The organism is Amycolatopsis lurida (assembly GCF_900105055.1).
GTDB lineage: Bacteria > Actinomycetota > Actinomycetes > Mycobacteriales > Pseudonocardiaceae > Amycolatopsis > Amycolatopsis lurida.
Genome location: NZ_FNTA01000004.1, coordinates 7,010,205 through 7,023,635, shown reverse-complemented (window position 1 = coordinate 7,023,635; position 13,431 = coordinate 7,010,205). Strand labels below are relative to the sequence as shown.

The following is a 13,431-nucleotide window of genomic DNA, read 5'->3' as shown; positions in this document are numbered from 1 at the left end:
TGATCCGGGGGCTCCACCTTCGGGAGGAACGGGGCCTGACGTCGGTCTTGGGCCTCGCGAGCGGTCTGTTCGCGTGATCAGACGGACGACACACGTGCTTGGACGGACGACACGCGAGTCCAGAGGGACGACACCCGGCATACCCCGGCCGCCAGTCGTGTCGTCCGTCCAGTCGCGTGCCGCGCTACCGGAGGTCAGTGGAGCCTTCCACCGGCCCGCCCATGTCGCGACGCTGTCCGGACCTAGACCACCGCGAGCGGCAGCGCCGTCGGGTGCACCGGAGCGGGCAGGTCCGAGGCACCGGTCAGGTAGGCGTCCACCGCGCTCGCCACCGAGCGTCCCTCGGCGATCGCCCACACGACCAGCGACGCGCCGCGGTGCGCGTCGCCGCAGACGAACACGCCGGGCGAGGAGGTCTGCCAGTCCGCGCCACACGAGAGCGTGCCGCGTTTGGTCAGCGAAAGCCCGAGCCCGTCCAGCAGCGGCATGTGCTCGACACCCTCGAACCCGATCGCGAGCAGCACGAGGTCGGCGGGCAGTTCCTCGACCTCGTCGTTGACCGGGGTCACCATGCGCTTGCCGGTCTCCGGGTCCTTGACCACGCGGACCTGACGGAGCTCGACCGCGCGCACGTTGCCCTCGTCGTCGCCGATGAACCGGGTGACCGCGACGGCGAACTTGCGCTCGCCCGCCTCCTCGTGCGCCGGGTAGGTGCGCAGGATGTACGGCCAGGTCGGCCACGGCGACCGCTCGTCGTCCCTTGTGGACGGTGGCGTCGGATACTGATCCAGCTGGGTCACCGAAAGCGCGCCCTGGCGGGTCGCGGTGCCGTACGAGTCGGCCCCGGTGTCACCGCCGCCGATGATGACGACGTGCTTGCCCGCCGCGTCCACCGCCGACGGGCCGTCGCCCTCGACGTACTTGTTGGCCGGGACCAGGTGCTCCATCGCCAGGTGGATCCCGGCCAGCTCGCGGCCAGGCGTCGTCGTGTCGTCGCGGCCGCGCAGCGCGCCCACGGCGAGGACCACCGCGTCGTAGCCCGCCCGCAGTTCCTCGACGGTCAGATCGACGCCGACCTCGCAGCCGGTGACGAACTTCGTGCCCTCCTTGCGGAGTTGCGCGAGCCGACGGTCGAGGACCTTCTTCTCCATCTTGAACTCGGGGATGCCGTACCGCAGCAGGCCACCGAGCCGGTCGTCCCGCTCGTAGACGGTCACTTCGTGGCCGGCCCGGGTCAGCTGCTGCGCGGCGGCGAGCCCGGCCGGGCCGGAACCGACGACCGCGACCCGCTGCCCCGACGACACCGCCGAGATCTGCGGCTGCACGTAGCCCGCTTCCCACGACTGGTCGGCGATCGTCTGCTCGACCCGCTTGATCGCGACCGGACCGCCGGACAGCGGCGAGACCGAAAGGACGCAACCCGCCTCGCACGGCGCGGGGCAGAGCTTCCCGGTGAACTCGGGGAAGTTGTTGGTGGCGTGGAGCCGGTCGCTCGCCGCGGCCCAGTCGCCGCGGCGTACGAGGTCGTTCCACTCCGGGATCAGGTTGCCCAGCGGGCAACCTGAACCGCTGGAATGACAGAACGGGATGCCGCAGTCCATGCACCGCGTGGCCTGCTTGCGCACCTCTTCGTTGCGCTCGGCGGGTGCCACCTCGGCGTACACCTCGCCCCAGGTGGCGAGACGGTCCTCTTTGGACTTCTTCTTCGGCTCTTCGCGTTCGTACTTCAGGAAACCCGTCGGATCAGCCACGAGCGGCCTCCATGATCGCTTCGTCGACGTCGCGGCCGGCGGCGCGCGCCGCCTTCGCCGCGTCAAGGACACGCTGGTAGTCGCGGGGCATCACCTTGGTGAACGCCGCCGAGCGACGCGGCCAGTCGCCGAGCAGCGACGCGGCCACGGCCGAACGTGTGAGGTCGTAATGCTTCTGCACGGTTTTCTTGAGCCAGGCGAGGTCGTCCGACGACGGGGTCTGGAGATTCACCATCTCCTCGTTGACCTTGCCCCGGTCGAGGTCGAGCACGTAGGCCTCCCCGCCGGACATGCCCGCCGCGAGGTTGCGCCCGGTCGGGCCGAGCACCACGGCCTGCCCGCCGGTCATGTATTCGAAGGCGTGGTCTCCGACGCCCTCGGCGACGACCACCGCGCCGGAGTTGCGCACGCAGAACCGCTCGCCGACCTGGCCGCGCAGGAACATCTCGCCGCCGGTGGCACCGTAAGCGAGCGTGTTCCCGGCGATGGTCTGGCCTTCCGCGGCGAACTTCGCGTCCGGATGCGGGCGCACGATGATCCGCCCGCCCGAAAGGCCCTTGCCGACGTAGTCGTTCGCGTCGCCGACCATGTCGAGCGTGATGCCACGCGGCAGGAACGCGCCGAGCGACTGCCCGGCGGAACCGGTCAGCAGCACGTGGATCGTGTCCTCGGGCAGACCTTCGCCGCCGTAGCGGCGGGTGATCTCGGAACCGAGCAGCGTGCCGACGGTCCGGTTCACGTTCCGCACCGGCAGTTCGAGCCGCACCGGATGCGCGTCCTCCAGCGCCGCCTCGGCGAGCTGGATCAGCGTCCGGTCGAGCGCGTGCTCCAGGCCGTGGTCCTGGGTTCGCGTGCGCCGCTTCGCCCCGCCGTACGGGGTCTCCGTCGGCATCTCGAAGATCGGCGCGAGGTCGAGACCGGAGGCCTTCCAGTGCTCGACCGCCTCGTCGGTGTTCAGCATCTCGGCGTGCCCGATGGCCTCGTCGAGGGTGCGGAAACCGAGCGCCGCCAACGTTTCCCGGACCTCTTCGGCGACGAACCGGAAGTAGTTCACGACGTGGTCGGCCTGGCCGGTGTACCGCTTGCGCAGCTCCGGGCTCTGGGTCGCGACGCCGACCGGGCAGGTGTCGAGGTGGCAGACGCGCATCATGACGCAGCCTTCGACGATCAGCGGCGCCGTAGCGAAGCCGTACTCCTCCGCGCCGAGCAGCGCGGCGATGACGACGTCCTTGCCGGTCTTCATCGCGCCGTCGACCTGCACGGTGATCCGGTCGCGCAAACCGTTGAGCAGCAACGTCTGCTGCGTTTCGGCGAGTCCGATCTCCCACGGGGTGCCCGCGTGCTTGAGCGAGTTCATCGGGGAGGCGCCGGTGCCGCCGTCGTGACCGGAGATCAGCACGACGTCCGCGTGCGCCTTGGACACGCCCGCCGCGACCGTGCCGACGCCGAGTGAGGACACCAGCTTCACGTGGATGCGGGCGTTTTCGTTGGCGTTCTTGAGGTCGTGGATCAGCTGTGCCAGATCCTCGATCGAGTAGATGTCGTGGTGCGGCGGCGGCGAGATCAGCCCGACGCCCGGCGTCGAATGCCGCGTGCGTGCGATCCACGGGTAGACCTTGTTCGGCGGTAGCTGCCCGCCCTCACCCGGCTTCGCGCCCTGCGCCATCTTGATCTGGATGTCGTCGGCGTTGACCAGGTACTCGCTCGTGACGCCGAACCGGCCGCTCGCGACCTGCTTGATCGCGCTGCGCCGTGCCGGGTCGTAGAGCCGCTCGGGGTCTTCCCCGCCCTCACCGGTGTTGGACCGGCCACCGATGCGGTTCATCGCGATGGCGAGCGTTTCGTGAGCCTCGGCCGAAATCGAGCCGTAGGACATCGCGCCGGTGTTGAAGCGCTTGAAGATCGCCTCGACGGGCTCGACCTCGTCCAGCGGGACGGGCTCGCGCGCGCCCTCGCGGAAGGAGAACAGCCCGCGCAGCGCGCCACCCTGCCGGTACAGGCGGTGCACCTCGTCGGAGTACTTCTTGTACACCTCTTCCCGGCCGGTCTTCGTCGCGTGCTGCAACAGGAAGACGGTCTCCGGGGTGAACAGGTGCAGTTCGCCCTCGCGGCGGTACGCGTACTCGCCGCCGGTCTCGAGTCCACGGTGGACCCGGTCGGTCGGGTTGTCCGGGTACGCCCGGCGGTGACGTGTGGCGACCTCTTCGGCGAGCACGCTCAGCCCGACGCCGCCGAGTTTCGACGACGTCCCGGTGAAGTACTCGTCGAGCAGATCCTGGGCCAGGCCGAAGGATTCGAAGACCTGCGCCGCGGTGTACGCGCCGACGGTCGAGATGCCCATCTTGGACATGATCTTCAGGACGCCCTTCACGAGCGCCTTGACGTAGTTGCGGATCGCCTTGGCGGGCTCGATGCCGGTGACGCCACCGGTCGAGATCATGTCCTCGATGGTCTCGAAGGCCAGGTACGGGTTCACCGCCGCGGCGCCGTAGCCGAGCAGGAGCGCGATGTGGTGGACCTCGCGGGCGTCACCGGTCTCGACGACCAGCGCGACGCGGAGCCTTTCCTTGGTGCGCACCAGATGGTGGTGCACCGCGGAGACGAGCAGCAGCGACGGGATCGGCGCCATGCGGTGGTCGGAGTCGCGGTCGGACAGCACTAGCGTGCGCGCGCCCGCCGCGATCGCTTCGGATGCCTCGCGCCGGACGCGCTCGATCGCAGACGCCAGCGCGTCGGCACCACCGTCCACTTCGTACAGTCCGGAAAGGACACTGCACGCGAAGCCGGGAAGGTCGCCGTCGTCGTTGATGTGGATCAGCTTGGCGAGCTCGTCGTTGTCGATCACCGGATACGGCAGCTGCACGTGGCGGCAGGAAGCCGGGCCGGGGGCGAGCAGGTTCCGCTCCGGCCCCATGATCCGGCTCATCGACGTGACGAGCTCTTCGCGGATCGCGTCCAGCGGCGGGTTGGTGACCTGCGCGAAGTTCTGCTTGAAGTAGTCGTAGAGCAGGCGGGAACGCTGCGACAGCACCGCGGGCGGGGTGTCGGACCCCATCGAGCCGATCGGCTCGGCCGCCTTCACCGCCATCGGCGCGAGGAGGATCTTCAGCTCTTCTTCGGTGTAGCCGAAGGAAAGCTGGCGCCGCAGCACGGAATCGTGGCTCTGCACGATGTGGTCGCGGTCAGGCAGGTCGGCGATCTGCAGCAGACCGGCGTGCAGCCAGCCCTCGTACGGGAGTTGCTTCGCCAACTCCGACTTGACCTCTTCGTCGTCGACGATCCGGCCGGCTTCGGTGTCCACCAGGAACATGCGGCCGGGCTTGAGGCGGCCCTTGGCCACGACGTCCGCGGGGGCGACGTCGAGGACGCCCGCCTCACTGGCCAGCACGACGCGATCGTCCGCGGTACGCCACCATCGGGCGGGGCGCAGGCCGTTGCGGTCCAGTACCGCACCCACGAGGGTGCCGTCGGTGAAGGTGACGCAGGCCGGGCCGTCCCACGGCTCCATGAGGCTGGCGTGGAACTGGTAGAACGCACGACGCTGTGCGTCCATCCCGGTGTGGTTCTCCCACGCTTCGGGGATCATCATCAGCACCGCGTGCGGCAGCGACCGGCCGCCGAGGTGCAGCAGCTCCAGCACCTCGTCGAAGGAGGCGGAGTCCGACGCGTCGGCCGAACAGATCGGATACAGGCGGGTGAGGTCGCCGGGGATGAGGTCCGATTCGAGCAGCGCCTCACGGGCGCGCATCCGGTTGCGGTTGCCCCGGATGGTGTTGATCTCGCCGTTGTGCGCGACGAACCGGAACGGATGCGCCAGCGGCCACGACGGGAAGGTGTTGGTGGAGAACCGGGAGTGCACGAGCGCGATGGCGCTGGTGAGCCGGGTGTCGGTCAGGTCGGCGAAGAAGAGCGGGAGCTGCTCGGGGGTCAGCATTCCCTTGTAGACGATGGTCCGCGAGGACAGCGACGGGAAGTAGGTGCCGCAGCCCGCGGTCACGCTCTCGTTCTCGACGCGTTTACGGAGACAGAAGGCCAGGCGGTCCAGCTCAAGACCTGAGGGACATCGCCCGTCGGCCTCGGCGCCCGCGACGAACAGCATCACGAAATGCGGCATCACCGAACGCGCCGTCGGGCCGATGTCGGCGCGGTCCGCGTCGACCGGGACCTCACGCCAGCCGAGGACGTCGAGGCCCTCTTCATCGGCGATCCGCTCGATCAGGGCGATGGCCTTGGTCCGCTCCTCGATGTCCGAGGGCAGGAAACCGATCCCGGTCGCGTAGGTCTGGTGACCGTCGGCGTCCGCCTCGGGCAGGATGAAGTCCACTTCGGCCCGCAGCAGCTCGTCCGGGAGCTGCAGCAGGATGCCCGCGCCGTCACCACTGGTCGGCTCCGCGCCGGCGGCGCCGCGGTGATCGAGGTTGGTCAGCGCGGACAGGCCGTCGGTGACGATGCCGTGCGAACGCCGCCCGCGGACGTCGGCCACCATGGCCACACCGCAGGAGTCCTGTTCGGATTCGGGATCGTAGAGACCCTGTTTGCCTGGAATGGCGGAGAAGATCATGAAGGGACCTCCTTCGTCGTCTGTGCTCAGCGGCCGGGCGGGGCCGGCCGGGGGAATGCGCACGGGACGACGATGGCCCGTTCGTTAGCGCGACTTTAACACCTGTGAAACACGTCGGCATCAGTTCGGCGGGCGGGAAAGCCCGCCGATGGGTAACGATATGAACGCCCGGAACGACACAGTTCCTGATGAGGTCGCAGTAGTTCGTTCCGCTAAGTATATGTCCCGTTCCGGGATGTCACGAGACGCGATGAGGCGATGAGGCGATGAGGCGATGAGGCGACCCTAGTCACTCCCGGGGGCTTTCGCACGCCAGAGCCAGGTCAACTAGAACCTGTTACAGTTCCGCGTATGATCCTGGACCGTTTCCGGCTCACCGACCAGGTCGCCGTGGTCACCGGCGCCGGACGCGGGATCGGCGCGGCGACGGCCGTGGCGCTCGCCGAGGCCGGTGCCGACGTGGTGATCTCGTCCCGCACCGAAACCCAGCTCGACGAGGTGGCCGCCCTGGTCGCCGCCACCGGCCGCCGCGCGCACGTGGTCCCCGCCGACCTGAGCGACCCGGCCACCGCGGGTGAGCTGGCGCGGATCGCGACGGCCGAGTTCGGGCGGCTGGACCTGGTCGTCAACAACGTCGGCGGAACCTATCCACGGCCGCTGCTGGAAACCACCGCCGAGTTCCTCGAAGAAGCCTTTCGTTTCAACGTCTCCACCGCCCACGCGCTGACCGTCGCGGCGGCCCCGTCGTTGCTGGAGACGGGCGGTTCGGTCGTCAACATCTCGTCGGTCATGGGGCGGGTGACCGGCCGTGGCTTCGCCGCGTACGGGACGGCGAAGGCCGCGCTGGCGCACTACACCCGGCTCGCGGCGGCCGATCTCGCGCCGAAGGTGCGGGTGAACGCGATCTCGGTCGGCTCGGTGGCGACCTCCGCGCTCGAAGTGGTGGTGGGCAACGACGAGCTGCGCGGCCGGATGGAGGCCGCCACTCCCCTGCGCCGGATCGGCGAGGCCGAGGACATCGCGGCCACCGTCGTGTTCCTGGCGTCGGGCGCGGGCCGGTACGTCACCGGCAAGATCATCGAAGTCGACGGTGGATTGCAGGCTCCGAACCTGGAACTCGGTCTGCCCGATCTGTAGGAGGCGAACGCCGTGCGCGTGGTCCAGTGGAGTACCGGGAACGTCGGCCGCCACGCGCTGGCCGGGATCGACGCCCGCCCCGATCTCGAACTCGCCGGGGTCTGGGTCTCGAGCGAGGCCAAGGCGGGTGTGGACGCCGGGGAACTGGCCGGGCTCGGGCGGCCGTTAGGCGTCACCGCGACGACCGACGCGGGCGCCCTCATCGCGCTGAAGCCGGATTGCGTGCTCTACACGGCGATGGCCGACGACCGGCTGCCCGAGGCCGTCGAAGACCTGAAACGCTTCCTGCGCGCGGGGATCAACGTGGTGTCCAGCAGCCCCGTGTTCCTCCAGTACCCCGAAGGTGTCGTCCCCCCGGAGATGATCGAGCCGATCCGGGAGGCCGCCCGCGAAGGCGGCGCTTCGCTGTGGGTCAACGGTGTCGACCCCGGCTTCGCCAACGACTGGCTGCCGCTGGTGCTCACCGGGGTCTGCGAACGGATCGACGAGGTGCGCTGCCTGGAGATCCTCGACTATTCGACGTACGACAACGGCAAGGTCTTGTTCGACATCATGGGCTTCGGCCGGGAGATGGACGATCTGCCGTTGTTGCTGCAGCCCGGCGTGCTGTCGCTGGCCTGGGGCAGCGTCGTGCGGCAGCTCGCGGCCGGGCTGGACGTCGAACTCGACGCCGTCGAGGAGGTCTACGAACGGCTCCCGGCTCCCGAGACCTTCGAGATCGCTTCGGGAACGATCAAAGAGGGCACGGCGGCGGCACTGCGGTTCGAGGTGCGCGGCATGCGCGGCGGGCGGGCGGTGTGCGTGCTGGAGCACATCACGCGCCTGCGCGGCGACCTCGGGCCGGACTGGCCGCAGCCGAGCGGGCAGGGCTGCTACCGCGTCCAGGTCACCGGGGAGCCGAACTACGTGCTGGACCTGCGTCTGGTCGGCAGCGACGGCGACCACAACACGGCCGGGCTGAAGGCGACCGCGATGCGGCTGGTGAACGCGATCCCGGCGGTGGTGGCGGCTCCGCCCGGACTGCTGACCGCGCTGGACCTGCCCCTGGTGACCGGACGGGGCCTGGTCTCGCCCTGAAGGCTTGGAACCGCTACTTCTCGGGGTCCGGCTTCGGGTCCTCGGTCGCCTTGTCCGCGGCGGAGTCCCGGACGGTGTCCGGAGCCGCCGCCACGTCCGCATGCGTCTCATCGGCGGGCTCGGCGGATTCCTCCCGCGGCACGTCCTTGCTCCACAACGTTTCCGGCGCTTCCCGTGGCCCCCGCTTGGCGGCCAGGACGAAGTACACGATCGCCGCGGCGAACAGCAGGATCGAGGTCCACACGTTGACCCGCAGGCCGAGGATGTGGTTCGCGGTGTCGGTCCGCATCATCTCGATCCAGAACCGGCCCGCGGTGTACCCGGCGACGTACAGCGCGAACACGCGGCCGTGGCCGAGGCGGAACTTCTTGTCCGCCCAGATGACCAGTAGCGCGACACCGAGGTTCCAGATCAGCTCGTAGAGGAAGGTCGGGTGCACCGGGCTGTCCGGCAGCGGGACATGCCCGAGCGCGACGCCGTTCAGGAAGTCGTCCGGGTTGGTCGGGTTGTAGCGCTGGTAGATCTCCAGGCCCCACGGCAGGTCGGTGTGCGCGCCGTAGAGCTCCTGGTTGAAGTAGTTGCCGATCCGCCCGATGGCCTGCGCGATCACGATCCCCGGCGCGAGCGCGTCGGCCATCGCGGGCAGCGGGATCCCCTTGCGGCGGCAGGCGATCAGCGCGCCGACGGCGCCGAGCGCGATGGCACCCCAGATCCCGAGGCCGCCGTCCCAGATCTTCAGCGCGTTGAGCGGGTTCTTACCCTCACCGAAGTACAGCTGGTTGTCGGTGATGACGTGGTACAACCGCCCGCCGACCAGGCCGAACGGCACCGCGAAGACCGCGATGTCGATGACCGTGCCCTTCGTGCCGCCGCGGTTCACCCAGCGTCGCTCGCCCAGCCAGATCGCCACGATGATGCCGGCGATGATGCAGAGCGCGTAGGCCCGGATCGGGACCGGCCCGATATGCCAGACGCCCTGGTCGGGACTGGGGATGGTCGCGAGGAACGCTGCCGAGGCGGTATTCACGTCGGCCACCGTAGCGCTTCATCCACTTCTTGGGGGCGTCAGCCCTCGACGGCGGCCAAATAGCCCGCGATCAGCGCGGACGCGACCTGCCCGATGGCGGCGTCGGGCGGCAGGAACACTTCGTCGTGAAGGCTGGGCGCGCCCGCGGTGTCACCGAGGCCGACGAACATCATCAGCCCGCGGGTCATCCCGCAGTAGTTCGCGAAGTCGTCGGCGCCGAACGACCGGAAATCGGTGTCCACGCCCACCCCCGTCCGGACGAGCCACCGGTGCGCCCGCTGGGTGAGCCCGGCGTCGTTGTGCAGCACCGGTTCGCACGGGCTGATTTCCAGTTCGGCCCGGCAGCCGTGTGCCTTCGCGGTGCCGTGGACGACCTCGGCGAGCCCCTCCAGCGCGAGGTCGCGGTCTTCGGCGCGCATCAGCCGCAGCGAGCCCGACAGGCGGGCCTCGTTCGGCACGACGTTCGCCGTCGTCCCGGCTTCGATCCGCCCGACCGAGCAGACCGCGCCGAACACCGGATCGACCCGGCGGCTCGCGAGTTGCTGCAGGCTCACCACGATCTGACTGAGCGCGAGGATCGGATCCCGCAGCAGATGCGGGTAGCCGGCGTGCCCGCCCTGACCGCGGACGACGACGTCGAACTCGTCGGTGGAGGCGTTGACCGGTCCCGGCACCGCCGAAACCACCCCCGCCGCGAGCCTGGGCTGCACATGCGCGCCGATGACCGACTCGACGCCGTACTCGGTGAGCACGCCGGAGTCGACGATGTCCAGCGCGCCGGACGGCGACGTCTCCTCACGCGGCTGCAGGAGCGCGAGGAGCGGCCGGGGCACGCCGACGACGGCGGCCGCGCGGCAGGTGGCGACGAGCGCGGCCATGTGGACGTCGTGCCCGCACGCGTGCATCAGCGGCGTCTCCGAGGCCCACGGGACGCCGGTACGCTCGGTGATCGGCAGCGCGTCCAGCTCGGTGCGCAGCGCCACGCCCGGTCCCGGCGCGGTACCCGGGAGCAGCACGGCGCGCCCGGTCTTGGCGACCCGGACGCCTTCGTCGATGCCCAGCGCCTCGACGACGACCCGCGCGGTGTCCTCCTCGTCCCCCGACGCGCGCGGATCGGCGTGCACCCGGTGCCGCAGTTCGATCGCCGACGGCAGTTCCGCCTCGACGGCGGCCTCCCACCGGTCCTGCAGGTCGTCCAGTTCCGTCATGTCCCCTCCAGTCCGTACACCCGTTCGGCGTTGCGGTGCCCCACCAGCGCCGCTATCCGATGCGCGTCCACTTCGGACAGTACGTCCGCACTGAGCCCCGCGTACAGGAAGTCGGACAGTCCTTGCCGGAACAGCGCCGTACCGAGGTGGTACAGCTCGGCCAGCCCGAACGCGTCCGTGGAGAACAGCAGCTTCCCGAACGGCACGATCTCCATTGTCTCCGCGATGATCGCCGGCGCACGATGACCGGCGTTGTGCGTCGCGAGTCCCACGTCGATGAACACGTGCTCGAAGACCTGCGCCAGATACGCGGCGTTCCGGTGGAAGGGATAGTTGTGCAGCAGCATGATCGGCACCCCGTGTGACCGGGTGGCCCGCAACAGCCCGGTGAGCAGCAGTGGATCGCAGCGATGCAGGTCCACGTCGGAATCGCCGAAGCCGACGTGGAACTGGATCGGCAGGGCCAGGTCGATCCCGGTCCAGATCAGGAACCGGTGCAGCACCTCGTCCGCGAGCCGGACCGGTTCGCCCGCCTCGATCCGCGCGAGCCAGCGGCCGGCCGCTTCGGTGATCTCGGCGTCCGTCGGGCGCTCCCCCGCCAGGTCGAGGCCTACCCGGTAGGCGGCGATGGACTTGAACCCGACCGCGGTCGTGGCGCGTCTCGCCAGTTCCGTGGCGAAGTCCGACGCGAATCCGGCCGCGGTGGCGGAGCCGATCACCGTTTCGGCGACCTGTTCGAGCCGGACGATGTCCCGCGCGCGGGCGCCGGAGAGGGCCGCGAACTGCTCGGTCGTGGTCAGCGTGTCCGGCAGGAAGCCGCCGTCGAGCAGGAATTCGGTCGTGCCGGTGGCACGCAGGAACCGCGCGTTGACCTCGGTGGCGCCCAGCTCGGCGCGGCGGGCCAGGTAGACCTCGGCCGGGACGTGCGGCGGCAGGTCGAGCACCGGGGCGCAGCGGGCCCGCACCGCGAGCCCGATCAGCGAGTCGAACAGGGTCGTGCCCAGTGACGAGACGGTGTCGGCCTCGGTGAGCAGCTGTTCGAACTCGATCCGGCCCAGATCACCGGTGACGACGCCGTGGCAGTGGTGATCCACCAGCCTCGTCCTGGCGACGAACGGCAGGGTCGGGGTTCCCGGCATGAGCGCGTCCCTTCTCGTGATCGACGAGTGCGGCCTCACCCTATGGCCGCGTCCGGGCGTGGCAAGGGACTCCGATCAAGGCCAGGATGAGGAACCATGGTGAACCGGGAAGCACTGACCGCCCGCGCGACCGCCCTCACCGGGGAGCTCCGGGCACGGGGTGTCGAGCTCGTGGCGCTGACCTTCGTGGACAACGCCGGGATCGCGCGCGTCAAGGCGGTGCCGCTGCGAACGTTGCCGTCCGCGGCGGCGTGGGGTGTCGGTGCTTCGAAGTCCTTCGACTTCTTCGGCTCGGACGACGTCATCACCGGCGGTGAGCATTCCCTGGGCCCGGTCGGGGATCTGCGGCTCCATCCGGACCTCGACGCGCTGACCGTGCTCGCCGGGCAGCCCGGCTGGGCCTGGGCGCCGGTCACGAAACTCGATCAGGAGGGCGAGCCGCATCCGCAGGATCCGCGAGCCCTGCTGGCGACGGCGGTGGACCGGCTCGCCGCCCGCGGGCACCGGGCACGGATGAGTTTCGAAATCGAATGGGTGATCACCGATGCCGGCGCCCCGGACGATCCGACGTCGGCCACCGCGGGCCCGGCGTACGGCTACGCGAGGCTTTCCGAGCACGCGGACTATCTCCGCACCCTGGTGTCCACTTTGGACCAACAGGGAGCCGGGGTGGAGCAGATCCACCCCGAGTACGCGGACGGTCAGTTCGAGCTGTCCGTCACCGCGGCCGACCCGGTGCGCGCGGCCGACGTCGCCGTCCTGACGAAGGAGACGATCCGCGCGCTCAGCCGGCAGCACGGGCTGAAGGCGTCCTTCACCCCGAAGTTCGCGCCCGCCGGCGTCGGTAACGGCGGGCACGTGCACCTGAGCGTCTGGGACGGTGCGCGGAACCTTTTCTCCGGCGGGGAAAGGGTTTTCGGGCTGACACCGGTCGCGGAGTCGTTCAGCGCGGGCATCCTGCGGCGGCTGCCCGCGTTGCTCGCGATCGGGGCCCCGTCGGTGGTCAGTTATCTGCGGCTGGAACCGCACCATTGGGCGGGCGTGTACACCGCGTGGGGGCTGGAGAACCGGGAGACGCCGCTGCGGCTGGTGCGCGGCGTGGCCGGGAACCGGGACTCGGCGGCGAACCTCGAGGTCAAATGCTTCGACTTGACCGCGAATCCGTATCTGCTAGCGGCCGCCCTGCTGTTCGCCGGGATGGCGGGAGCCGATGAGAAAGCGTCCCTGCCGGAGCCACTCGACGTCGACCCCGGAACCTTGACCGAGGAGGAGCGCGCCGCCCGCGGGATCGAGCGACTGCCCCTGCGGCTGGAGGACGCCGTCGCGGCGTTCGAGGCGGACAAGGACCTGGCGGCCGCGTTCGGCGCTCCGCTGGCGAGGACGATCGTGGACGTGCGGCGGGCGGAGATCGAGCGGTTCGCGCTCGCGAGCCCGGAGGAGATCACCGAAGCGCAGCGGTGGCGGCACTGAGCGGTAGCGCGTGAAGGCCCCCTCCCCTCGGCTGAGCCGAGGGAAGGGGGCCTTCACGCGC

Annotated in this window: 8 protein-coding genes; 3 read left to right on the top strand and 5 right to left on the bottom strand. The window is 69.9% G+C overall.

The features are described from left to right. Positions 1-242: 242 nt before the first annotated feature. Both BLW75_RS38315 and gltB read right to left on the bottom strand, forming a co-directional pair. Positions 243-1,751, bottom strand: a complete 1,509-nt coding sequence (locus BLW75_RS38315; protein WP_034319237.1) for a glutamate synthase subunit beta — start codon at positions 1,749-1,751, stop codon at positions 243-245. Beyond that, positions 1,744-6,312 (bottom strand): glutamate synthase large subunit, encoded by a 4,569-nt coding sequence (gene gltB, locus BLW75_RS38310; protein WP_034319240.1) that lies wholly within the window; start codon positions 6,310-6,312, stop codon positions 1,744-1,746. Before gltB ends, BLW75_RS38315 begins: the two co-directional genes overlap by 8 nt. Positions 6,313-6,663: 351 nt before the next feature. Between gltB and BLW75_RS38305 the strand changes: the two genes are divergently transcribed. Next, complete coding sequence (locus BLW75_RS38305; RefSeq protein ID WP_034319243.1) at positions 6,664-7,449, top strand: SDR family oxidoreductase; 786 nt, start codon at positions 6,664-6,666, stop codon at positions 7,447-7,449. 12 nt (positions 7,450-7,461) lie between these two features. Then, positions 7,462-8,526, top strand: coding sequence for an NAD(P)H-dependent amine dehydrogenase family protein (locus BLW75_RS38300; RefSeq protein WP_034319245.1), 1,065 nt, complete (start codon positions 7,462-7,464; stop codon positions 8,524-8,526). A gap of 13 nt (positions 8,527-8,539) precedes the next feature. Here the strand turns inward: BLW75_RS38300 and lgt are convergent, their stop codons facing one another. Genes lgt through BLW75_RS38285 form a run of 3 tightly spaced genes read right to left on the bottom strand, consistent with a single transcriptional unit; the run spans position 8,540 to position 11,900 of the window. After that, complete coding sequence (lgt, locus tag BLW75_RS38295) at positions 8,540-9,562, bottom strand: prolipoprotein diacylglyceryl transferase (RefSeq protein WP_034319247.1); 1,023 nt, start codon at positions 9,560-9,562, stop codon at positions 8,540-8,542. A 29-nt stretch (positions 9,563-9,591) separates the two neighbouring features. Next, positions 9,592-10,761 (bottom strand): M20 metallopeptidase family protein, encoded by a 1,170-nt coding sequence (locus BLW75_RS38290; protein ID WP_034319250.1) that lies wholly within the window; start codon positions 10,759-10,761, stop codon positions 9,592-9,594. After that, the gene (locus BLW75_RS38285; RefSeq protein ID WP_034319253.1) at positions 10,758-11,900 is read right to left on the bottom strand and encodes an amidohydrolase family protein; all 1,143 of its coding nucleotides are present in this window, start codon (positions 11,898-11,900) and stop codon (positions 10,758-10,760) included. The genes BLW75_RS38290 and BLW75_RS38285 overlap by 4 nt, the downstream gene beginning before the upstream one ends. A gap of 96 nt (positions 11,901-11,996) precedes the next feature. On the opposite strand from BLW75_RS38285, the gene BLW75_RS38280 reads away from it, so the two are divergent. Further along, positions 11,997-13,370, top strand: coding sequence for a glutamine synthetase family protein (locus BLW75_RS38280; protein ID WP_034319258.1), 1,374 nt, complete (start codon positions 11,997-11,999; stop codon positions 13,368-13,370). Positions 13,371-13,431: the final 61 nt, after the last annotated feature.

Coding starts and splice junctions, on each gene's coding strand:
- gltB (WP_034319240.1), bottom strand. CDS start 6,312: ATGATCTTCTCCGCCATTCCAGGCAAACAGGGTCTCTACGATCCCGAA.
- BLW75_RS38290 (WP_034319250.1), bottom strand. CDS start 10,761: ATGACGGAACTGGACGACCTGCAGGACCGGTGGGAGGCCGCCGTCGAG.
- BLW75_RS38280 (WP_034319258.1), top strand. CDS start 11,997: ATGGTGAACCGGGAAGCACTGACCGCCCGCGCGACCGCCCTCACCGGG.
- BLW75_RS38305 (WP_034319243.1), top strand. CDS start 6,664: ATGATCCTGGACCGTTTCCGGCTCACCGACCAGGTCGCCGTGGTCACC.
- BLW75_RS38285 (WP_034319253.1), bottom strand. CDS start 11,900: ATGCCGGGAACCCCGACCCTGCCGTTCGTCGCCAGGACGAGGCTGGTG.